This is a genomic window from Bartonella sp. AP3QHHD, assembly GCF_042195765.1.
GTDB lineage: Bacteria > Pseudomonadota > Alphaproteobacteria > Rhizobiales > Rhizobiaceae > Bartonella.
The window spans coordinates 1-23051 of the sequence record NZ_JBHIPC010000105.1; the positions used below are offsets into that span (position 1 = coordinate 1).

Genomic DNA, 23051 nt, shown 5'->3' on the forward strand with positions numbered 1-23051 from the left:
GCGAGTTTCCATGTTTTATCTCCTTGAATATGCTGGAGATACAATGCCTTTTTGCTAATTATGTTCCAAAAGGGATAAAGAGCAGCTAAAAAGGACAGAAAACATCGAAAACAAGACGGTGATCATTACTTAAAATTCTTCTTATATGACTCCAGTCTAGAACTGATAATACCAGTTTATCGAGAATTTTAGTTGATGGGGGGGAAACGGTCTATGGGGGAATGGCTCTTTTTTCCCGTTCTGTACTGCAATGTTTAAAAGATTGAATGTCGTTGTGAAGTTTAATCTTTCCCCCTTAGCTTAAAAGTAAGCTCTCTTAATGCTTTTTCTTTCAAGTAATGTCCTGGATACTGCCTGAGGAAAACTTTGTAAACGCTTTTCCATCATTGATTGTGTTTGAAGGTAAAAAGTAAAATTCTGGAGTCTTTATTTTATTATTCCATTTTTTGTAAAAACAGCACGTCTTCTAAAATTTTATTTTTTATATTGTACTTATAATTAAAAGAATGCTTCAATTATTCAAAATAAATATCAAAAGTATTCAATTCAAAAAGCTATGAGAGATAAAAGAGAAGGAAGAAACATTAGTGTTCTAAGCTGTTTTTCCTTCTCTTATTGCTCTATATCAAAACAATGCTAGAAAACTTTTCTAAGTTCTTTGAGTAAAAACTCCCAAAACCAGAGAGGAAAGTTGAAAAGTTTTGAGACAATGTCCAAAAGTTTCGAGATTCTCTCCAAAGGTTGTTTTTTAGTTTCGCCCGCAGTTTTTTTATACGATGTAAGAGCACTTTGATTTGAGAGATAAATTTGGTTCGATGGACCATCTTGTATTAAGAAAGTGCATTTTGTAAAGGTCATGCGTTCCACCTTTATGACGTAGGGATTATGAACTGTAATCGGTTCATAGGTGCTACAGGTTTTCACTTTTGCATTTGCAGTTGTCATGGATTCTGTTTCAAATGTATGTGTGTAAAGGTTACTTGTGCATTTTTCGGGTTTACTGTCGATTAAAATACATTCATCCATTATGCTTTTTATGGCTGCATTTACTTTGTTTATAAAGTTTTTGAGATGTTTAGAAAATTGAGTTTCTAAGGATAGGATTTTTAGGGATGGGATTTTTATGATCGTATTCATTTTATCAAATTTTTATTATATCATGTTTGTCAATAGCTTAGGCAATAAACTTTGTGCTGGCTATGTAGAATGAAATTCTAACAAAATGGACAAGATGAATTTAGATTTTAGAGCGAGATAGAAGCACAATTTGCTTTATGATATTAGTGGGCTATTAAGTTTATTTGCTCAACTATTTGTGTTGATAAAGACTTCTCCATGAGGCATTGTTATATGCTGTATTGTTACAATAATATTTGTGTGGGGAGTTTTGAGGAAAGGGAGTTTGTGGCTTCTTTTTTCTTTGAGCGTTGTAAACCAATTCTGATAAAAGATGTTGTCGGAAGAGTGATGTTGTTGTCATGGAGAGCGATAGAGTTTGGAAGCGTTTTTGTTGATGATATCAATGAAAAAAGCTGATGAATATAGGGCAACATGAATACAACAAAATGCGCTATTTCGGATTGGGAAATATATCTCTGAAGGAGAGGTTTGATCTTTTAGCTTCTTTTGCGTATAGTTTTAAAATTGCGATTTGCTATGCTTTAAAATTAATTATAAAGTGAAGAACTAAGTGGTTATTTACGTGTTGAGTGTGTGCGTGCGCATCATACACTGGATTTATGTCTCAACAAGATGAATTATTCTCGAATAAAGTAAAAGAATAAAGAAAATTGATTATTTTATTCGCTGTGGATAAAGTTAAAATAGCTTTATATTTATAAATATAAATTATTATTTTTCTATAAACGTAAAATTTAAATATTTTTAAATTTAAGAAATGTGACTTTCCTGATGAAACATAAATATACATTACCATTCATTATACTTATCGTATGTTTATCGACGGGAGGTTTGATTTCTACCGATATTTTTTTACCGGCACTGGGCGATATGCGTCAATATTATCAAGTGACACAATCTCAAATTCAAAGTGCAGTGGCGGTTTTTTTGTTGGCATTGGCACTTGGACAGCTCATTTATGGGCCGCTGAGTGATAATTTTGGGCGTAAAAAAACACTTCTATTGGGCTTATTCTTGTGGTTATTTACGACACTTGGTGTGATTTATACGGTTCATATTCACGCTTTTCTTGTGTTACGTTTTTTGCAAGGTCTTGGTGCTTGTGCGGGACTTGTCTTAAGTCGTGCAATTATCAATGATTTGTTGGATAAAAAAGCGGCTGGAAAACTTTATTTGATTGTTTTCCCTTTTATTGGAATGTCGCCAGCACTTGCACCTTTCATTGGTGGACTTTTGATACAAGCTTTTCATTGGCAGGCAACTTTTATCTTTTTAAGCTTTTTTATATTTTTGACCATTTTGCTATGTTGTTTTGTGCTAAGCGAAACTCTACCCCCTCAAAAACGGCAGCATTTTTCTCCTGTAGGATTAATGAAGGCATATTTAGGCGTTTTCAGAAATAAACAATTTATTTTTTATGCACTTATTCCGTGTTTTTCTTACGCTGCCTATTTTGCTTATATTGTGGAGTCGCCTTTTTTACTCACGACTTTGGGGTTATCGCCGATACACATTAGTTATAGCTATATTGGTGTCTCGTTTCCCTATATTTTGGGAAATCTTTTGGCGCGATGGTTTTTTGAACGCGAGTCTATGGAAAAAACTGTGGGGAGAGGGTACATTATTTTTGTGATAGGTGGTGTGCTGTTTGCTTTGCAAATGTATCTAAGCCCATGGCCCCTTGTGACAAGTTTTATGGCTATTGCTGTTCTTACTTTTGGAAATGGTTTTTTATTGCCGTTAGGAACAGCGTTGGCTATTTCATCGCATCCGAAAGCTGCGGGAGCGGCTTCTGGTGTTATGGGATCTTTGCAATTAGGAAGTGCGGCACTCAGTGCAGCGGTTATCGGAAAAATCTCTGGTCATAGCCCACGGGCTATGGCAACTTTGTTAGCTGTGTGTTGTATGATTGGTTTTATCATTTATATTCAAAAAGCGCGTCATTTTATGACTTCAGAAATAAGCTGAGTAAATGATAAAAAGAAAGCATTATGCGGAAATGCTTTTGATGTTTTACACAAATGGGGCACCTGTACATTAGATGAATTTTTTTATTAAGTTGCTGGATTGAGTGGGTTTAAAATTTGTTACAAGCTTAGTTTGAGTTTAACAAATCGATTATTATGGGGGGAGAATATGAGCCTAGAGTTTCAACATATTTTCATTATATTGGGTGGGAAAAGTTCTGGCTCTAATGCATGTTTAAAATAAGGGGAGGAATTGATCAATGAGCCTTCCTATTATTATTCTTTCTCCTGTAATGCCAATTTGGGATGGTGATGTTTTTTGTTCTCCATTGACAAAGCTATGTTCAACAAAAGGATTCCCTGTCACTCTGCTGGATACGCTTTCTCTTTTTCCTAAGGGTTCTCATGTTCTCAATTATTCTGCTGTAGACATTTTATCTTTTATGGCAGAAAAACTTAAAAGCTATTTTAAAGAGCCCGCAGTGCTTGTGGGATTTTCTATGGCTGGAACATTGGTACAAATATTGGCAGTACAGCTTCCCAATGTTCAAGCTGTGCTTGCTGTGAATGCGCCTGGCTATCCAGATAAGGTTTTGCAACGGCGCCTTGGAGATATTCTTGCCTCCTTAGAAAATAATGATTTATCGGGGGCTTTGGAAATACTCAATGGTTTTATGCATCCTTCTGGCGTTATAAAAAAAGAGCCTTATTGGAGATTCCTGATGAACAAAAAAGCGTGGCAATTGAACGCATGACAAGAGGCTTTAAACTCTTATTAGAAATAGATGCTAGAGATGAAATAGTTAAGTATAAGGGGAAGTTTTTAGCTTTAGTGGGAGAAAAGTCGCAACTTGCAACGGTAGATAATCAGACAAAAAGTCATAATCTGAACCATGAATATAAGATTATCTCTGGTGCTGGTACGCGTTTGTGGGAGGATAATCCTACTATGACGGATGCAGTCATTGATGAGTGGATGGAGGGACTATGAAAAAGAAAGTTCTTGTATTACCTGGTGATGGGATAGGACCAGAGGTTTGTGATGCTGCGCTGATGGTTTTAGAGCAATTCCAATTGCCGATTGAATTAACTTATGGTGATATTGGTGTTGAATGTTGGAAACGGGAAGGAGATCCTATCCCTCAAGCGACTTGGCAAAAAATTACTCAGAGTGATGCTATTTTACTTGGTGCTGTGACCCGTAAAGGAAAAGAAGCGGCTTTAAAAGAACTTGCTCCGCATTTAAAAGAGAAAAACCTTGCCTATGTTTCTCCCGCACTTCAACTCCGCCAAAAGTTAGGTTTGTTTGCGAATATACGTCCTGTAAGATACATCTTTGGTCCGAGAAAACCTTTTCATTTTTGTGTTATCAGAGAAAATAGTGAAGGCCTTTATGCTGGATTGGATTTTCGGGGTATTTCTCCTGAAACAGCCGTTTGGCTAAAACATCCAAATTTGACAAAATATGGGCTTGAAGAAGCTGCGTGGACAGTCTGTTTGCAGACACGCTTTGGTTTAGAACGGTTATTTGAATATGCTTTTTCTTATGCAAGGAAATATAGCTTTAGGCGAGTTACTTTTGCTGATAAGCTCAATGTTATGCGAGAAAGTGGACAGTTTGCTCAGGAAATTTTTGAGAAGATTGCGCAAAACTATCCGGAAATTGAAGCAGATATTCAGAATGTTGATGCGGTTGCTTTGTGGATTGCAACCAAGCCAGAGCGGTTTGGTGTGATTGTTGCTGAAAATATGTTTGGCAATATTCTCTCTACTCTTGGCTCTGGTATAATGGGGGGATTGGGGCTTGCATCTCATGTGAATGTGGGGAGCGAGATTGCTTGTTTTGAACCTGTTCATGGAAGCGCACCACGTATTGCTGGACAAAATAAAGCCAATCCTTCTGCGATGCTTTATACCACGGCTTTACTCTTAGAGCACTTAGGCTTTAAAGATGCAGCAAAACAACTGTCTGAGAGTGTTGATCAGGTTATTCGTGCTGGAAAAACCGTTACCTATGATCTTGGAGGTATAGCCTCTACCCGTCAAATGGCTGAAGCTGTTCGCAATTCTCTTATGAATTCTGTCTTTGTTCATCGTGCGGCGATTATCACTGTTGGTGATGAACTCCTTTCAGGACAATATTTGAATACGAACTTACAAGATTTAAGCCAAAGCTTGAACAAGAGAAATATTCAAGTCACACGTCATTTTGTTTGTGCTGATCAATTACAGCAAATCAGTGAGACTGTTGTTTCTTGTCTTGGACAAGAAGATCTTATCATTATCAGTGGGGGATTGGGACCAACATCAGATGATAAAACACGCGATGGAGTTGCTCAAGCTGTAAAGCAGCCTTTGGTACATCATGAAGATGTTTGGCAAACAATAAAAGGTCAATTACAACGATTAGGGATTACGGCGGATAAGAGTCATGCACGTCAAGCATTGTTTCCTGAGACAGCAACTGTGCTTGATAATCCTACAGGTACAGCACCAGGGTTTTATCTCTCTTGCGATGGAAGTACGCTTGTTGTTTTGCCTGGTCCACCATCACAGGCTCTTGCACTTTTAGAGAATTATTTAGAACACAACGAGAAGAAATATTTTTCTGTATCGCGTGCGGAGTATGCATGGACTTTGATTGGAATTGATGAAAGTACCATTGCGCAGTGGGTTGATGATCATCTTGAAAATGAATCCTTTGAACGGCATTTTTTATGGAAAAGCCCCTATGTTTTGGTGCAACTGGTTGCTCAATCAGAAGCGCTCTTGGAACAACATTTCGTGGAAGAATTTGAAAATCATTTTCACCCCCATTTAGTTGGGGCAGAAGTTACTACTGCTTGTAAACAATTAGCGATGTATGCAGAGGTTCATTGGTCTGCCAATGATCCGTGGCTTTTAAAATATTTTCAGCCCATAGAAAAAGGTAAACAAGATATTCCACTGCTTGAGGTTGAAGTGAGCCTAGAGCCTTCTTTGGAGACATTAGAAAATCAAGCAGAAAGCCTTGGACATGCTACCATGACTATACGGATGAAAGGTTATGGTGATGATCGTATAACTTTTCCCTATACGCGACCACTTTTAGGTGTCGTCTTACAAGAATATGCAGCTTGGGCTGTCTTAAAAAGATATTTGAAAACAGAGAAGAAAAAATGAAACTCTATGGGGATGTAACAATATTGCTCAAATTATTGAACGTTCTATTATAAGAAGTATTTTGATCCTTTTCTTCAGTGGTTTTTGTCTATAGGTTAATTTTTCTTTTGATGTGTAAATGAATGACTTTGATTGATTCAAAATTAAGAAAAACTTTACGATATTAGGCTCGCTACATTCAATATTTATAATGATTAATTATGATTATAAATCAATATGTTATCTTCCATAGCGCTGATAACAAGGAATCCAGAGACTTCGTGTGTCTCAAGCGTTGTAGATAATTGAGATTCTTTGTAAATCAAAAAGCGATGGTGTGAAAAGACAAGAAGTCGTGTCATTTACAGGAAAGCTTTGCAAATTTTATTGAACAATATGTCCGTGAAGAGTTTTATTGTGAACATATCCCGTTCCGTTATCTGATAATAAATTGCTGTAAAGAGCTCATAAAATTTTTCCTTTAAGTTTTTGTGTGATTGCATGATCGTTGGGTATTCGCTTCTGAGGGGCGATATTTTTCAATTTGATAACAGGACGAACTATTTTTTCTGTAAGACGTGAAGATTTAAGGAGTGATCATTTTACGCTTTTGTTTTCTTTTGATTGGTAATTTGTAGGAATTTTTTTGGGGAAAATATTTAATGTGGTTAAAAACATTTTATGCGTGTGTGGGAGAAAAATAAAAATGTGGTCTTAATTGTTGATAAGAGTGTCAATATTTTTGATGAACAAATTTTAGTCGTAATTCTTAGTACCTAGATGAGAAGTTTATTGCATTTTTTAACAGTTCGTATTCTATCTGTTGTGATGCGCAGTGGTTTTTTAAGCAAAAAAGAAAGGGCTTTTATGTATCAGATTGATTACAACAGTTATCGTTCTGTCAAGAGTTTTAGTCGTCGCGTTCATTTTCTCGTTATGCATTATACGGCTATTGATTTTAAAGCCTCGATTATGGCGCTTACAGGAGAAAAGGTTAGTGCACACTATCTTGTTCCTGATCCTTCAGAGCAGACATATCGTGAGGCAGGCTTTAAGGATATGCGTATTTTTAATCTGGTTGATGAAAATGAGCGCGCATGGCATGCGGGTGTGAGTTCATGGGCTGGGCATAGTCATCTCAATGATGCATCTATCGGGATTGAAATCGTTAATTTAGCGACTTATCATGATGGGAGGGGTATGTTTCCTCCTTATAATCCAATACAAATTGATGCTGTTAAGGAACTTGCCTTGAATATTTTTCAACGGTATCCTGATATTATGCCAACAGATGTTGTGGGACATAGTGATATTGCCATTGGAAGAAAAAGTGATCCAGGAGCAGCTTTTCCATGGAGAGAACTTTATAGCGCAGGTATAGGAGCATGGTATGATGATGAACTAAAAAGTCATTATCAAGAGCAATTCTCTAAGAATTTGCCATCCAAAGAAGATGTTTTGGCGAAGCTAAAATGTTATGGATATGACATTTCTGCTGCGTGTACCCAAACAGGATACAAAGATTTGATCCGAGCATTTCAACTTCATTTTCGTCAAGAAAATTATGATGGGATTCTAGATGTTGAAACAGCAGCAATTCTTTATGCATTGGTTGATAAGTATTTTCCGTGAATTCAATGCGTTTTAATTGAAAATATGGCTTATGATTACGTGTAAGCCTTTTTATTATCAGGAAAGGCTGCTTTTTGCCAATTGGCTTTATGTAAAAAGGGCATTAATCGTGTAAAAAATCCTCTATACGGTATAAGGCGTTTTACGGAAACATAACTCTGAAAGCTTTATGATTTGCAGAGATTAAATTTTATTGTTTCTTTGTCTTATATTTTTCTTCCTTTAAAAACGCATAAAGCCAAGATGTTGCGTATATGATGAACATGTGCCTTACGCAGGATGAAACGCCTCAAATAAAATGGACTTGTATTGTATATTTACATGCTTGTTTTAAAGAAATGTTTTTTAGTGTGTATCACAACATATATTTTACAGAGACGTTTATAGAGAATATAATCTAAAATCCTCTATGAAGTGTATCCTCATTTTGATGCTTAATAAAAGTGCCTAGCACTATCGTACACTTTGTTAGATCTCAATGTTACTACAACCCTTGGAACTTAAAACGATACATAAAAGGGTTTTCTTTACTCGTTTTTATTCACACGGCTCTCTCCACTCGTCGTGTACAAGTGAATGGTTTTGGTTGATTGAAACATGCAAAATTATAAATTGATCATTATAAATCAAAGTGATGCAGATTCAAGAAAATAGAGGCATTTACAGATTGCTACTGATAGGGGGGCTATTCTTAAGAAGGGGAAGAGGTCAATTCATTTTTTTGAAGATATATCTCTTTTCTCTTTTATTGCTTTAGGGGATGTTTGCATCGTTTTGACAACATGTTTCTTAATGATTAAGTTTTTTAATGAAGCAGTGTTATAAAACATTGTGTTTTAGAGTGTTGATAGAAGACACATTCAGGCATATCAAAAACACAATGATGTCTTGTTTTTTCAATATTTTATCTGTTCAGTATAGAATTGACCAGAGAAGTTCATGACCTAAATTGCAAAGGTTAGGTATAAATTACCAAGAAAAATCAATTTAGGCATAAAGCAATGGGGGTTATTCATGCTTTAAAGGGTAAGGAAGAGATTGTGTTTGAAGTGATGTGTAAAAGCCCGTGTGAGGTGCTCTTATCAAGCATATCAGGTTAATCTTAAGAGTAGTTTTATGAAACTAAGTCGGTTTTTTCCGAGAGACAAGACAATAAGTATCAGGAAAAGATCTTCATGATATTTGATTTCAAAAATAAAAACTGGCAAACCATGTTGCCAGTTTTTAAAAGCTGTAGCTTAAATAGGATTAGAATGAACGCTGTAAACGGATCATACCTTGAAAAGCACTTTTCTTATTGAATAAATGTTTTTCATCATTATTTTTATCCGTCACAACGCGATCATCGTTCCAAGAAACATAGGTTAATTCAGGTGTAATCACAAATCCTGGAACCAGCGTGTATGTAATATTTACAGAAGTTGCAAAGGTTTTTACAGCACTATAAGAAACTTGAGCATTCAAATTTGCTTTTGGAGTAAGCTTGTAAGTGGCACCCGCCCAAGCAGCCCATTTACCACCCCAGTTTGCATAAATTGTTGTGCTTTGTCGTGATAATTCATTTTTTGTATTTACTGTGTAGTAATCAAGACCATTTTTATAGCCAGCCATTACCCATAGATTGAAACGATCGTTGACATTGAAATCTGCACGTACTTTTCCAGCCCACTTTTTGTAGTAAGTATCATATGCTGCAACCGCTGAAAAACCACCCCATTTTTGCATAAACTTTATACCCAAAACCACATTCGGGGTGTAATTTTTAATTGCTTTACTTGGAAGAGTATCATTCGTGATAGAAACAAGCTTATCATCTTTATCAATGTAGTATCCTACTGTTCCTGGAAGAGCATCTGCATTATTGCCTAATTCAGCGCCGATAATAGCAGAAAAGCCAGAGTCACCATTAAAGGTGTAGGAAATAAAATTAGTGCGTGTTGTGCCGGCAGGTGCTATGCTGTCATCATTGAGAACATTTCCATAACCACCAGTCCAACTGTTGAAAATTGTATCATCAAGACCTACGCGAAAACCACCCAGTTCAATGTAAGCTGCTGCAAGCCTTGCACCAGCTTTATCATTACCATCACCCCAGCTTGAATAAATTCTTGCATATGAACGAAGTGTTCCCATTTCTGTTTCAGAAGCTGCTTGAAAAACAAGGGTGAGCCGTGATGATGCGCCATAGGTTTTTCTTTTGTCTCTTAGTTCAGTTTCGGTTGTTGCATCGATATTATCACCGCCTATAAAATCAGTACGAACATTTCCTGATAAACGCATGCAGGTTTCTGTTCCAGGGATATAAAAATATCCTTTTCCGTAGGCATCACAAACGCGAATATATTCTACAGGTTCAGGTTCGGCGATAACTGTTGAAGCAGCATGTGCTCCAGAAATTGCTAAAAAAGCTGCTGTAGAGCTTAAAAAGAGGGATTTAATATTCATATGGGATCTCCGAGGTCCGGTTAAATTTCTTCTAAAGAGTACCATTTGCCTAACGCATTAAGGACAAAGACATAAGTAAAATACGCAGCACTTGTTATTTTAGCTATAACTAATCTTTTTAGAGTTTCAAATATGAAATTACCTTTTTGTAATATATACATGTACTATTCGAGATGCTGTGGTAAAAAAGACACAATTTTTGTTTTATTAACTTTTGCTTCCTATGGGATCAATAGGAGAAAAATTTTCAGATATTTGGGAAAAAAATCGAAAATGTCTTGAACTTTCTGTTGATACCATTTATGCCTCTCTGTTGGAGAGGTGGCCGAGTGGTCGAAGGCGCTCCCCTGCTAAGGGAGTAGGGCTCAAAAGGCTCTCGAGAGTTCGAATCTCTTCCTCTCCGCCATCTATTGTTATAAAAGCAGTTGACTGTGTATCGGAATTCTGTTTATCCCGTTGGGATTATGCCTCTCATATAAAAAGCATGTTCTAAACACAAATATACTTGTGTTGCCGATTTATGCACTTGTTTTAAAGAGATATCTTTGCAATGTGTATAAGCCCATTTTGCGACGCTGCCTCGTAAATGGTATAAAACATAAAAGTTTCTGTGAGACATATAAAGCCTTATAAAGCCACACCATTTGTATACTTATGAAGATGCAAAGAGGCATATTATATATCTGCCTTCCTGTTGTTATAGATTTTGACTATGAGAGTTCATAAAAGGCATTTTTCCTTTCTAAATCGTTTTTATTTATACGGCTTTCTTTGCTTATGATGTGCTAGCAAATGATTTTGATTGTTTCAACCATAAAGCAGATTTGAAAAGAAAAAATCTTACAATATTCGCGTTTGGTATATTATCATTATAAATCAACGTGTTGCTTTATATTTGCATTGTATATTGAAAGTTGGATGTGGCAATGCTCTCAAAAAAGTTATAGATTTCTTTTAGAAGAAAACATTGTGGGTAATAATTTTAAAATTTTCCTCTCATCATAGAGACTTTTGAGAGTGTTTCATCCATTTCATGACAATCAAACCACATATGAAAAAAGTAATGGTCGGTAATATTAGGTAGTAAGATGGAGAAACTTTTGCAGGAAGAAAAGAAATAATACTCAATACTGTAATTGAAAATATTCTTCCGCTAAAAGAGACAGCACCAACAACACCGGAAATATGCTGCGTTTGTTTTTGATTAAGTTCTGAGAAAAATAAGCTTTTTGCACCGATCGGTACAGTGCAAATAAATCCATGGATTAAAGAGAAGGCGATGACTGATGCAGCAGTTTGATGGCTATGAACTGAAAAATAGAGCGCTATGCACATCAGTGCAGAAAAGAAGGAAAAATATTTTATAGAATTCTTATATTTTTTATCAAGAACATGATACTTAGACATCAGTAAATTTGAAAAATATTGTGCTGAAAAGGCTCCAATATGGCAGCACATCAAGATGAGCATTTGCGAACCGTTGAGGTGATGAATTTTTCCCCCTGAAAGTATTATCGGTTGCCAGAAATGATAAATAATCTGAATACCAGCGCTAAAAAGGCACATGAGGAAAATAAACCATGCTCCTCCTACTGTATTTTGAAATATCCAGAGCGTTTCCTTGGCATTGTGCAAGATTGTTTTTGTTTTGGATGTTTCAATTGTCGTTTTCTTTTCTTCAGGAACAATAAGGAATATCAAAAAAATAAATCCCATCATGAGGCATGAGATGATATATCCCATAAAATATTGTCCAGAGTAATAGATCGTTCCAATTCCTACAATCCCACTGAGAATACTTCCGAAAGAGTTAACCTGGTGGTAGAGATGAGCATAATGCGAAAAGTGATCCTGTTTATCGCCTAGAGAATGGTAAATCCATCCGTCAATGGCGCTGACAATGATGCAAATGCCTGCTGCATAGAGAATTTGCGCAATAATAAGTGCTGTCATATTGGGAGCTTGAAGGCATAGAAGATAAAATACTCCTGTCATAAAGACCCCAGCCATAACGGAATATTTACGCCGATATCTGTCAGATAAAACAGCACAGGGAAAATCAAGCAGCAGGATGGTGGTGGAAAAGACAACCTGAAGCAGAGCTAATTGCGCCAGACTAACTCCCATGGACATTAAAAAAATAGCATGGTAAACGCCGATCAGCATGCGTACAGCATTATAGGATCCATAGGTGAGAGCAAGGGTGCGTGGTCTGTTCATTGTGTTGTTCCACAAACCTTACAGTGAGGATTTTTCTTTAGAGAACGCTCTTCTGTGAAAAGTTGGCTGCTCCATATCCCCACACGGCGATCCGTGGAAAGAAGGCTTCCATAACCACCCAAAAATTTAAGAGCATCATTAGCACACATGGCAGCTGAAAGTGCATTAACAGGGGGAAATGTAGCAACTTTGAAGTTATTATTAATCATAACACAAGCTTCATAAATAAGATGATCACTTTTTGCTGGAAGATTGCCTATAGACGAGCTACATGCGTAACAACCAGTTTTACCAGGTATGTAAAATGGACCAAAGACAGCTATATCATTAACATAACCGGAATTTATATAGGCTTGTTTATTTTTTACACACCATTCATTGATCCATAGGCCTAGCTGAACAGGTGAATCAGCAGAAATGATCCATAAATCAGCTTTGGGTAATTTGTTGATATCCTCTTTTTCAGTAATCAACATTTGTAATTCATGAACTTCAATTTGGCTGTTTCTCCGCATCAGCTCACGTTTAAGAACTGTTGTTTTCGGAAGATCGATATCTTCTTCAGTAAAAAGAATTTGTCTGGTAAGGTTGGTCATTTCGATCACATCATTGTCAACAAGAGTCAATTTTCCAACGCCAGAGGATGCAAGCATTGCTGATACATGATTACCAATCCCACCACACCCTAAAATGACGACACTTTTTTGCAAAAGAGTATGCTGAACGGAGGTTGGATGCATACCATAGCTTTGATAATGGAGATGACTTCTGGAATACCGATTATTGAAAATATTGTTTGATGTTTCAGCTTTGACAAGAAAATGGTTAGAAACAAGAAAATCAAACGCATGGTCAAAATTTTCTTTTAACATGATTAATGATAGTGAATTGTAAACTTCATCTACTGTCTTTTTTTTGATCCATTGTGCCGCAATAAGCACTAAGTTCTCCCAAAAATTTTTATCATTGATAATAAACTGCTTTGAACCCGCACCAAAAATAGCATCCTCTTCACGAACAACAACACGTGTGTATTTTCCTAAAATATATTGTTGTTTCATTTCTCCTCCCCACTTGTAGAGTAAACCAACTTTTCCCTAGATTTATTTTCTAGGGAAAAGAATTTTCTTTAGTCATTAATTACATTCTGAATGATCCATGATCCCCCCCTTTATTGATGTTTTCATTATTCACCACTTATATGATAGGAGAACCTATATGAAAATATTATTATTGTAAATACACTTTTATGATGTAAAGTAGATATTTTTACATAAAATATTGATGAATGTACATTAAGAAAAGAACGCATCTCATCAGATTAAAACTCTATGATCTTTATTAACTTAAAATTAATAGCATAAGATATACGATAAAAAATGAATAAATTTCAATCTTTGTAAAAAACACAAACTTTTTTACTGCTGCTGATAAAAAACAAAGCTATATTAAAAGTAGCCTTTATACCCTTCAATACTATTGATTTTTGGTTGTTACCGGATGAAGGCTCCTTTGTTTTGGAAAGAGCGGAGCAGAATTTAAGAGCAGAATGGGCGCGTGCGCAAAAGCTTGGGCGTGATTTGTCTTTAAGTTGGATACTAAGCCGCCTGATGGTTGAAGGTGTTCACCATGTGAACATAACGCAACCTTGTGAGGGTATTTTAGTCATACCTGATGAAGCAGAGCTTTAGGGGATATTGTCTTGTCTGAACGGGGGCGTGCTTATTGATTTTCTCGTTGTTATTGCTGCTTAATTTCAGCCATTATTTTTCTGAAAAAGAAGCTTTGTAGGGAGAAGATCATACATGGAGCAGGGCGTAAAACGATGAAATGCATATAACTGATCCAGTAATGTTGACAATAATCGTTAAATATGTTGCTCTGGCTACCTAAACAAATGGCTAGATTGGCTTTTATTCTCTGAGATAAGTGTTACTCTCAATGAGATAGAATGCGGATGAACGAATTATTAGTTAAGGGATTAAGAGTAATGGGGGGGAAAAATAATCGTCAAGATTTGAGTTATTTCAAAATCGCTGTATTCGGTATGATTATTATGATTTTGGGGATGGGGATTGGGCGATTTTTCTATACGCCGGTATTTCCAGTTATGTTGGATGAAGGATTGTTTACCTTTCAGCAACTTTCTTATATAGCTAGCGCTAATTATGGCGGTTATTTAGTTGGGAGTATGTTTTTTTCGTTTTGCAGATTTGGGTATATATCTCGTGCTCCCTACATGTTATCTGGTGCAGCTATAGTGACGAGTGCACTTATTTTTGCCATGGTATTAACAACAAACTTTTACTTGGTCTTCTTTATCCGCTTTGCTGCCGGTATCGCGAGTGCGGCAATGATGATTTTTGGTTCTATGATGGTTATGCAGCATAGTCACAAGTTGTGGGTTATTGCTTCGCTCTATGCAGGTGTGGGAGTTGGTATTCTGCTGGGTAATGAGTATGTTATTATTGGTTTGAGTAAATCGCTGAACGCGAAAAATATTTGGTTTGGAGCTGGTTTTATATCTGTTGTATTGTTGCTCTTGTTGTTTATTTTATTTCCACGTCGTGTTGATGCGTCTCAATTTGCTATTAATGAGTCATTGGCACACGAAAATATCGTTTGGTGGGAACTCGCTCTGATTTATGGGCTTGCTGGGTTTGGTTATATTATTGTCGCGACATATCTTCCTCTGATGGCGAAAACATTTAATTTCCCACTACTCGCTAACCACTTATGGTCGTTTGTCGGAATTGCCATTGTTCCTAGTTGTTTCATTTGGTTATGGGGAGCCCATCGGTGGGGGGTATTACGTTGTTTGATGCTCAATTTGCTTATCCAAGGAGGATGCGTATTACTGACATTATTCAGCCAGTCTCTTGTACTGATCGTTCTCAGTTGTATAGGGTTTGGATTTACTTTTATGGGGACGACCTCTCTAGTTATGCCGTTAGCTAAGCGTTTGTATGCGCCGTATGGCATAAATCTGCTAGGCTTGGCTACCTTAACTTACGGTTTTGGCCAAATATTAGGACCTCTCTTGACGAGTTTTTTACAGTTTGGTTCACATGCCATTGCGCTTTCCGTTATCTGTGGTGCTGTAGCGCTTTTTGCTGCTGCTGGAATCTGTCAATATTGTCTTTGTAAAAAGGTCGTTGGCGTTTCATAAACCCGCAATCTTCACTAAAAAGTCGAGAGAATTTATTCCATTCTTTTTGAAACATTTTGTGAAAGTCAAATTATTCTAATAGGGGAGATTACAGAATGCTTCACTCTACAGTCGCTATTTTGGGCGTTGGTCCTCGTGGGATCAGTATTCTCGAACGCTTGCTCACACTTTATTCCCATTATCCATTTTCTGGGAACATTGATATTTTATTGATTGATCCCAATGAGATGGGAACCGGTACCCATAGTGTGCATCAGCCAGATCATTTATTGGTTAACACTGTCGCTTGCCAGATTACTTTATTTGGTGATGATACAGTTAAGGGTGTCGGGCCTATTCGGAAGGGACCGAATTTCTATCAATGGGCTATTCAACAAGGTTATCGTAATATTAACGGTGTTTTTTCTCGTACAGAGCATGATGTTGGGAGAGAAATCAAAGAAAATGATTATTTATCACGTCGTTTGTTAGGGGAATACCTGTCTTGGGCTTACCAAGAACTCACGCAAGATTTACCTTCCGGTATTCGTATTAAGGAGATCCGACAAAAGGTTATTAATCTCCATATCCACCAAGATAATAAAACGGATGTTCTTTTGGAAGATGGCTGTCGTTATAGTGTAGATTTTGTTTATATGACCACGGGTCACGGTAAGAATATATATTCATCGCATGATGAAAGCCTGCAACAGTTTGTCGCTGCTCACCAAATGAAAAATGCGCTTTTGAACTATTATTCGAATCCTTATCCAATTGAAAAGTTGGACTCTATACAATCTCAGTCTCGTGTGCTGGTGCAGGGAATTGGATTAACTAGCTATGATGTCTTGTCGCAATTGACTTACGGTCGCGGTGGGACTTTTACTGAAAATGCTGGACAATTGCGCTACATGCCAAGCGGCACAGAACCGAAGATAGCTTTATTCTCCCGTCAAACATTGCCTTTTAGTAGTCGCGGGATTAATCAAAAGGGTGGTAGTGGGCAATACATACCATCATTCCTTACTCTCGATGCAATACATCATCTGCGTAAGCAATCCAGCATTGCTAACGGTTCTCCGAAGCTGGATTTCGAAACGCAGCTTTTACCTCTGTTGCTTAAAGAAATGTGTTATGTCTATCGAAGTACGCAGCTGGGGCACTGGCTAGACCCTGAAACCTATGTTGTTACTTCCAAAGACGAGCAGTGTATTCAAGCGTTGCTGTATCCTCATCGAAATAAAATATTTGCCTCTTTGAAGGATTATACAAGATTCTTCATGGAGCATTTGAAGGACGATCTTCATTCTTCCGCTGAAGGTAATGTTGATGGCCCAGTGAAAGCTGCTACAGATGTGCTACGAGATGTCCGTGATATCTTACGTTCAGCAATTGATTTTTGCGGGTTAACGTCTTCATCTCACAAGTACTTTATTGAATATTTTAATCCAAACTTTAACCGTATTTCTGTCGGCCCACCGATGCAGCGAAACCAAGAGTTGAAGGCTCTGATGGAGGCTGGTATCGTGACTTTGGCTGGCGGCCCTTCACCTAAACTTGTTCTCAATGCTAGTACTAGCCGTTTCGAAATTCAGTCTGTTTTCCAAGATGAAAACAGTTCAGTTGATGGAGATGTGCTGATCACGGCCAAGATTGATAGTTTTTCTCCGTTGCGTGATGAGTCTCCTTTTATCAAAAATTTGGCTGCTCAGGGCATCATTCGACCATTTATCAACCAAGGATATCATCCTGGTGGTATTGATATTGACCGTCGGCAGCATCCTATAGACACTAAAGGGCAAATACAAAATACATTATGGGTGGTCGGTAATCCAGTAGAGGGGCCTAATTTTTATACATATATTTTGCCTAGGCCTTTAGTTAATTCGCGTGCATTGCGGGACGCAGGGCGCTGTGTCACTGACATGTACGAGCAGCTTCTTAATCGCTACTCAGTCAAAGATTCAACAATTAATGTACATTGATGATGTAAAAAGCTTCCTGATACGCATGTCCTCCGTATCCGTTATAATGGCGATGCTGATGCTATTCATTTTTCTTATGTCTATCTCAATAAGAACTTGGTTTCTTATTCCATTGGCTGGAGTGACTGTTTTCGGTTATTTGCTTTTGACGATACCATACTGGTGGTTGAAGGGGAATGCACGCAGTGGTGTGTTCATCCTGTTGGCTTGTACTTTAGTGCTGATATGGCGTTGGCACTTGCCTGATGTTCGTACTGTGCTTGTGCGTTTTACTGATGTCTTTTGGCTATTACTCGCCATGGGATTGTTGCGCCATGTGATGAATACATGGCGTATTTCAGAATTTCTCTCTGAACGGTTGATGCGCTATGGAAAGGGTTCGCTTACCCTGTCCATAGCGATACTGACTGCGTTTTTAGCTTGGCCGATGAGTTTGGGGGTTATCCCCCTAATGATTGATGCCTTGAAAAAAAGTGTTTTTCCCTCTCGCCATTTGGCCGCTATTGTGATGCGAATGATGAGCATCACGATGGTACTGATGCCGACCAGCATCGGTGCAGCAACAGTTTTCTCTGCTATGCCTAGAACACCAATATTCACATCCGCTGCTTTGGGGATACCACTTTTTCTATTCAGTCTGTTGTTGTTGTGCCTTTCTCCTGTTGTACCGCTAGCTAACCCGATTATTTGCGATGAGAGAAGAGCGAATAAAGAAGGAGAGAGAGTAAGAATTTGGATTTTTTTGATATTTTTCTGGCTAACATTTATCGTTGCGTTGACAGTTATCAAGTTGAATGCACTACAAAGCATTGCATTGACGGCAAGCATTCTATACGTCATTGAGCGTGTGAGTTCACGCAGTATTGATTTTTTGACTCCTTTGGTGGCAGTGATACGCAGTATATCCAGTGAAATTATGTTGTTGCTAGGTTGTAGTCTGCTAATATCTACTTGTGATTTGCTTATTCCTTTGTTGCCGGTGACGTTTAGTCACTCATTGGCATCACTTTCTGTTTGGCAGCACTATGCCTGTATTCTCTTTGTATTGCCAATTTTCAGTGTAGTAGGAATTCATCCTATGGTGCTATTTAGTTTGGCATTTCCCTTACTAGGGTCATCGATGGCTTATGGGGTTACGGATTATTTGGTTTGGATTTGCTTCTTTATTGCAGCTCAACTCCTTTCTCCTGTATCAATAAATGCTATTTTTGCTTCCAGTAGCCTACGTATTTCACCGGTGGATACGAGCTTTAAAATGCATAGTTATTATGTATTAATATTTAATCTTTTTGCGTTCATTTATTTGAGCTTTTTTATTCAATATTTGTAAATTATGGAGATCTTATGCCTTACATAAATATTAAAATTACTAATGAAGGGGTTACCTCTGAACAGAAACGGCAACTAATAGAAGGGGCAACTCAATTATTAGTTAATATTCTGAATAAAAATCCGAAAACGACTGTTGTCGTGATTGATGAAGTGGAGACAGACAATTGGGGTATTGGGGGTGTTCCCATTACAGAATTAAGAAAAGCTCAAAATAAAGAATAACTCTGTGTATTTGACAATAATTTAAGGTCAATAGGGATAATCAATGTAAAAAATCACGTCCCTTAGCAACATTTGATCAGACCGCCCTTGGGGCGGTTGTTACAGCCCCTGATGCTGACAACCAAGTTTTTCCCCTCAACGAGCCCGTGTTAGTTTTTAGCCATGAGACAGAAAAAATCCAAAAGCTTGGGACAAGAAGCACAGCTCTTGATGTCATTAAAGCCGTGTGCGCGCAGGGGATTGAGGCACAAATTATCCTTGTGCGGGTGGAAGAAAAGTCAACCATTGCTGAGACACAAACCGAAATGGTGGGATCCAATACTCACTTGACCGGTGTGCATGCCTTAGCGCATGCGCGGGGGCATTTGGGTGTGGAACCTGGAATTCTCTTAGCACCGGCTTATAGTGCAGGGCGGATTGACAATGGCAAAAACCCTGTGTTCAAGGCATTGATTTATAATGATAACTTATTGTTTTCATATTGAATGAAAAAACTAATACTGTAGGATTATCTCATTTCAAATCTGCTTATCTTGAATCAATCAAAACCATTCGTTTGCACGTCAAAAGCGGGGCTGGCGTGTGGGTAAAAACTGTATAAGAAAGGAGTAAAAATGGCTCTTATGAACCGTCTTAATGCAAGGTCTGTCGCAACATTGGGGGCTGGCAAATATAATGATGGTGCCGGCTTGCTTCTCCATAAGCGTAAAGATGGTGGTGCTCAATGGCTTTATCGTTATACCATTCATGGTCGGCGCCGCGAAATAGGCTTGGGTGCCTTGCGAGATGTTTCTTTAAAACAAGCCCGTGAATTGGCAACAGGATGGCGGACTGTTTTACGTGAAGGGCGTGACCCTATTAAAGAACGTGAAAAACAAAAGCGTGAGGCAATAAGCAATCTCCATTACTTAAAAGATATTGCACTAGATACTTTTGAAACTCGTAAAGCTGAATTAAAAGGTGATGGTAAAAATGGTAAATGGTTTACACCTTTACGCCTTCATATTCTCCCTAAATTAGGCTGTTTACCCGTTTCAGAGATTACGCAAACAGAGATACGCAATACCCTTTCTCCCATTTGGCATACAAAAGCTGTAATTGCTCGAACAGCATTGATGCGTCTTAATCTTTGTCTCAAACATGCGGCTGCATTAGGTTTGGATGTTGATTTACAAGCAACGGAAAAAGCACGCGCTCTCTTAGGCAAACAACGTCATAAGGTTATTAATAGACCAGCCATGGATTGGAGAGATGTGCCGGCTTTTTATCAAACGCTTTGTCAAAAAACAACTATGACACAACTGGCTTTGCGTTTGCTTATTCTGACAGGCGTTCGCACAAATCCTTTATGTCATATCCATAAGGATCAAGTTGAGGGTAATATATGGACTATCCCTGCTGAAAATATGAAAGGCAAGCGTGATGCTACAACAGAATTTCGTGTGTCCTTATCAACAGAGGCATTAGAAGTTTTAAAACAAGCGCGCTTGCTTTCTCGCAATGATTTCTTTTTTTCTGCTAGAGGTCGCGGTCCCCTCGCTGAGAAGTGTATGGCTCAATATATGAGAGACAATAAACTTGAAGCCTGCCCGCATGGTTTTCGCTCTAGTTTACGCAATTGGCTCGCTGAAATAACCGATGCCCCCTATGAGGTCGCAGAAACTATTCTAAGTCATACAGTAGGAGGACAAGTAGAGCGTGCCTATCGTCGTACTGACTATCTAGAACAGTGCCGTGTCTATATGGATAAATGGGCGGCTTATGTCACGGGTCAAACCTAAGATATGGGGTGAATAACCCTATGATCTGTGGATAACTTTAACTCTCTTGTCTCTCATTCTTTCTTAATAAGACTCATAAATTATCACATCAGAAATTGTATGATAAAATATTGTTTTTTATAAATAAAATACCTTCAAAAATGAACCAAAATGTGGTTAATAAATGGTTATGATGTGTTTCTATTTTTATAGTGAAAGGATTTTAGTATGACAGAAAATGATATTCTTTTAACAGACCGTGAAAGTGCAAAATTGCTTTATATGAGTGTTTCAACATTCCGCCGTCATGTGACCAATGGCTCTCTCCCCAAACCTTTAAAATTTGGCTTTTTATCGCGTTGGTTACAATCAGATCTTTTGAATGTCATCGAGCAAGCGAAACAGCAAAGTTATAACGACGCGGCATAAAAAGAAAACCTTGTCACGTAAGGACGGACAAGGCTTTCCATTTTCACTCAAAGAATGAATAGCAAAATCCGTTCTGTGACGCAAGTAACAGGACAATAATATGTTTTATGAAAATTCTCAGGGCATCACAAATGCCTTGCGTGGGGGTTGGCATGGGCATTATGGAAGTGCCCGTTGTCCAGCCCATGATGATCAATTGCCTAGCTTATCCCTTGCCAATGGACATGATGGGCGTCTCTTACTCTATTGTTATGCTGGCTGCTCTTTTAGAGAGATCATACAAGCGCTCATTAGAATTGGCTTGCTTGGAAAACAAGCCTTTTTTGATAAAGCTTATGATCAGACGCTCTCTTTCTCAAAACAATGTTGTGCTGATCTCAAACGAGCAAAACAGAAAGCAGCAAGAGCAAAAAAGATTTGGCAACAAAGCCAACCGATAAAAGATACTTTAGCAGAAACCTATTTACGCAATCGGGGGATCACATGTGAATTGCCTGCTGATTTACGTTTTCACGATAAATGCCATCACCCATTAGGAATGACACTGCCCGCGTTGGTTGCTCTTGTTAAGGGGGCGGCTCCTTTGCCATTCATAGAACCTTTTTAAAAGCCAATGGCTGCAAAACAGATCAGAAACCAGCAGATGATGGGGGGCGTAAAGCAGGTTTCACCCTTGCTGCGCGTGCTTATAGCAAGGTTTTGAGGTTTTTATCATGCAAGCTCCAAAAGGAACCGATTTTAATAACGTATTACTTTCTCAAAAGAGGGAACTATGAAAGAGAGTCATTTACAAAACAACAATGAAAATACCCCCGTCAATGATAACGATAATGCTTGTTTACGGTTGGAAAAGATTTATTGTTGTTAGCAGGGAACGATCCGCTGGGACGCAGTTTGCAGGATTCTGGCTTGCTGCACACGAAACGCTGCGTGCCCAAGAGAGATTAATGCAAGCGTCAAAACAAAAAGCGATAGAAGTCTGGGCGCATTAGGCAGGCATGGAAGTCCCATGTCGCATGGGGCAGCTTTATGCTGCATCTGGCAGAGGCAAAGAGACTTTTTCTTTTAGTTATGACCAAACTTGGTTGAAGAGCGGGCATAGCTAGCTGTTTGACCCAGATTTGCAGCTTTATTCGGGGCTGCAATATACTCGGGAGGATCATGACAATTTTGGCCTTTAGGTACTGGTAATTTTTTAATTAAAAGCAGTTGCTTATCTATTTTGGTAAGTGCTCTATAACAGCCAATAATTTTTGCCGCATCATCTAAATCAATTTCACGGTTTTCATTGGCAATAATCTCTTGTATGGCTGGTGTAATATAGGTTTCATCAATTCCCAAGACCACAATCTTGTAAGGGGTTAACAGTTCATTATCGACAGCTTCCGCGAAGGTATAATGATGAAGTTGTTTGCCATAAAGGGTTTCATCATCCATAGATGCCAAAACAGCATTGATCTCATCCGCCCGCCTTTTAGCAGTATCACTAAAGATACGCGGCGTTGCTGTCATATACAGACGTTTTTTGCCCCGAATGATGCTGTTATCATGAACCTTGATAAATTCTGATTCATTGTCTTCACTTCCCAATGAAGCTCCAGTCGTTCTATGGGCTTCATCACAGATGATC

At 38.1% G+C, this 23051-nt stretch carries 13 protein-coding genes, 1 tRNA gene and 5 pseudogenes; 15 read left to right on the forward strand and 4 right to left on the reverse strand.

Going from position 1 to position 23051, the window contains the following annotated elements; all coding sequences use genetic code 11:
* Positions 1-1911 precede the first annotated feature (1911 nt).
* The 4 genes and pseudogenes from ACFIL7_RS08885 to ACFIL7_RS08900 all read left to right on the forward strand — a co-directional run bounded on the left by ACFIL7_RS08885 (position 1912) and on the right by ACFIL7_RS08900 (position 7880).
* The gene (locus ACFIL7_RS08885) at positions 1912-3108 is read left to right on the forward strand and encodes a multidrug effflux MFS transporter (protein WP_273791533.1); all 1197 of its coding nucleotides are present in this window, start codon (positions 1912-1914) and stop codon (positions 3106-3108) included.
* Positions 3109-3367: 259 nt separating this feature from the next.
* A pseudogene (locus tag ACFIL7_RS08890) lies at positions 3368-4098 on the forward strand (alpha/beta fold hydrolase).
* Positions 4095-6269, forward strand: a complete 2175-nt coding sequence (locus ACFIL7_RS08895; protein WP_375683524.1) for an isocitrate/isopropylmalate family dehydrogenase — start codon at positions 4095-4097, stop codon at positions 6267-6269. The pseudogene ACFIL7_RS08890 and the gene ACFIL7_RS08895 overlap by 4 nt, the downstream one beginning before the upstream one ends.
* Before the next feature lie 846 nt (positions 6270-7115).
* Positions 7116-7880, forward strand: a complete 765-nt coding sequence (locus tag ACFIL7_RS08900) for an N-acetylmuramoyl-L-alanine amidase (protein WP_375683528.1) — start codon at positions 7116-7118, stop codon at positions 7878-7880.
* Between the two features lie 1248 nt (positions 7881-9128).
* On the opposite strand, the gene ACFIL7_RS08905 is transcribed toward ACFIL7_RS08900, so the two are convergent.
* Positions 9129-10325 carry a porin gene (locus tag ACFIL7_RS08905; protein ID WP_375655353.1) on the reverse strand — a complete coding sequence of 399 codons (1197 nt, stop codon included), beginning with the start codon at positions 10323-10325 and terminating at the stop codon, positions 9129-9131.
* Between the two features lie 315 nt (positions 10326-10640).
* Here ACFIL7_RS08905 and ACFIL7_RS08910 point away from each other — a divergent pair.
* Positions 10641-10731 (forward strand) — tRNA-Ser (locus tag ACFIL7_RS08910).
* A gap of 593 nt (positions 10732-11324) precedes the next feature.
* Here ACFIL7_RS08910 and ACFIL7_RS08915 read toward each other — a convergent pair.
* The gene (locus ACFIL7_RS08915; protein ID WP_375634784.1) at positions 11325-12545 is read right to left on the reverse strand and encodes an MFS transporter; all 1221 of its coding nucleotides are present in this window, start codon (positions 12543-12545) and stop codon (positions 11325-11327) included.
* Positions 12542-13606 (reverse strand): ThiF family adenylyltransferase, encoded by a 1065-nt coding sequence (locus ACFIL7_RS08920; RefSeq protein WP_375624235.1) that lies wholly within the window; start codon positions 13604-13606, stop codon positions 12542-12544. The genes ACFIL7_RS08915 and ACFIL7_RS08920 overlap by 4 nt, the downstream gene beginning before the upstream one ends.
* Before the next feature lie 420 nt (positions 13607-14026).
* Between ACFIL7_RS08920 and ACFIL7_RS08925 the strand changes: the two are divergent.
* From ACFIL7_RS08925 to ACFIL7_RS08970, 10 genes and pseudogenes are all read left to right on the forward strand, one after another.
* Positions 14027-14274 (forward strand): annotated as a pseudogene (locus tag ACFIL7_RS08925) (baseplate assembly protein); the annotation flags it as partial.
* Positions 14275-14502: 228 nt separating this feature from the next.
* Complete coding sequence (locus tag ACFIL7_RS08930) at positions 14503-15714, forward strand: YbfB/YjiJ family MFS transporter (protein WP_375634783.1); 1212 nt, start codon at positions 14503-14505, stop codon at positions 15712-15714.
* A gap of 95 nt (positions 15715-15809) precedes the next feature.
* Positions 15810-17678 carry an FAD/NAD(P)-binding protein gene (locus ACFIL7_RS08935; protein WP_375634782.1) on the forward strand — a complete coding sequence of 623 codons (1869 nt, stop codon included), beginning with the start codon at positions 15810-15812 and terminating at the stop codon, positions 17676-17678.
* A 58-nt stretch (positions 17679-17736) separates the two neighbouring features.
* Entirely contained in the window at positions 17737-19008 is a 1272-nt protein-coding gene (locus tag ACFIL7_RS08940) for a hypothetical protein (protein ID WP_375683525.1), read from the forward strand.
* Between the two features lie 14 nt (positions 19009-19022).
* Positions 19023-19232 carry a 2-hydroxymuconate tautomerase family protein gene (locus ACFIL7_RS08945; RefSeq protein ID WP_375607418.1) on the forward strand — a complete coding sequence of 70 codons (210 nt, stop codon included), beginning with the start codon at positions 19023-19025 and terminating at the stop codon, positions 19230-19232.
* A 146-nt stretch (positions 19233-19378) separates the two neighbouring features.
* Positions 19379-19684, forward strand: a pseudogene (locus tag ACFIL7_RS08950) (phage tail protein); the annotation flags it as partial.
* Positions 19685-19846: 162 nt separating this feature from the next.
* Complete coding sequence (locus ACFIL7_RS08955) at positions 19847-21013, forward strand: tyrosine-type recombinase/integrase (RefSeq protein ID WP_375683526.1); 1167 nt, start codon at positions 19847-19849, stop codon at positions 21011-21013.
* Between the two features lie 207 nt (positions 21014-21220).
* On the forward strand, positions 21221-21421 hold the full coding sequence (locus ACFIL7_RS08960) for a helix-turn-helix transcriptional regulator (RefSeq protein WP_375683527.1): 201 nt from the start codon (positions 21221-21223) through the stop codon (positions 21419-21421).
* 100 nt (positions 21422-21521) lie between these two features.
* Positions 21522-22197: pseudogene (locus ACFIL7_RS08965) on the forward strand (hypothetical protein).
* A 42-nt stretch (positions 22198-22239) separates the two neighbouring features.
* On the forward strand, positions 22240-22413 hold the full coding sequence (locus ACFIL7_RS08970) for a hypothetical protein (protein WP_375643436.1): 174 nt from the start codon (positions 22240-22242) through the stop codon (positions 22411-22413).
* Between the two features lie 217 nt (positions 22414-22630).
* Here the strand turns inward: ACFIL7_RS08970 and ACFIL7_RS08975 are convergent.
* Positions 22631-23051, reverse strand: a pseudogene (locus tag ACFIL7_RS08975) (hypothetical protein); the annotation flags it as partial.

Bases quoted from the DNA above. Each gene is read 5' to 3' on its own strand.
- ACFIL7_RS08885 (WP_273791533.1), top strand. From the start codon at position 1,912: ATGAAACATAAATATACATTACCATTCATTATACTTATCGTATGTTTA.
- ACFIL7_RS08895 (WP_375683524.1), top strand. From the start codon at position 4,095: ATGAAAAAGAAAGTTCTTGTATTACCTGGTGATGGGATAGGACCAGAG.
- ACFIL7_RS08900 (WP_375683528.1), top strand. From the start codon at position 7,116: ATGTATCAGATTGATTACAACAGTTATCGTTCTGTCAAGAGTTTTAGT.
- ACFIL7_RS08905 (WP_375655353.1), bottom strand. From the start codon at position 10,325: ATGAATATTAAATCCCTCTTTTTAAGCTCTACAGCAGCTTTTTTAGCA.
- ACFIL7_RS08915 (WP_375634784.1), bottom strand. From the start codon at position 12,545: ATGAACAGACCACGCACCCTTGCTCTCACCTATGGATCCTATAATGCT.
- ACFIL7_RS08920 (WP_375624235.1), bottom strand. From the start codon at position 13,606: ATGAAACAACAATATATTTTAGGAAAATACACACGTGTTGTTGTTCGT.
- ACFIL7_RS08930 (WP_375634783.1), top strand. From the start codon at position 14,503: ATGAACGAATTATTAGTTAAGGGATTAAGAGTAATGGGGGGGAAAAAT.
- ACFIL7_RS08935 (WP_375634782.1), top strand. From the start codon at position 15,810: ATGCTTCACTCTACAGTCGCTATTTTGGGCGTTGGTCCTCGTGGGATC.
- ACFIL7_RS08940 (WP_375683525.1), top strand. From the start codon at position 17,737: ATGCTATTCATTTTTCTTATGTCTATCTCAATAAGAACTTGGTTTCTT.
- ACFIL7_RS08945 (WP_375607418.1), top strand. From the start codon at position 19,023: ATGCCTTACATAAATATTAAAATTACTAATGAAGGGGTTACCTCTGAA.
- ACFIL7_RS08955 (WP_375683526.1), top strand. From the start codon at position 19,847: ATGGCTCTTATGAACCGTCTTAATGCAAGGTCTGTCGCAACATTGGGG.
- ACFIL7_RS08960 (WP_375683527.1), top strand. From the start codon at position 21,221: ATGACAGAAAATGATATTCTTTTAACAGACCGTGAAAGTGCAAAATTG.
- ACFIL7_RS08970 (WP_375643436.1), top strand. From the start codon at position 22,240: ATGATAACGATAATGCTTGTTTACGGTTGGAAAAGATTTATTGTTGTT.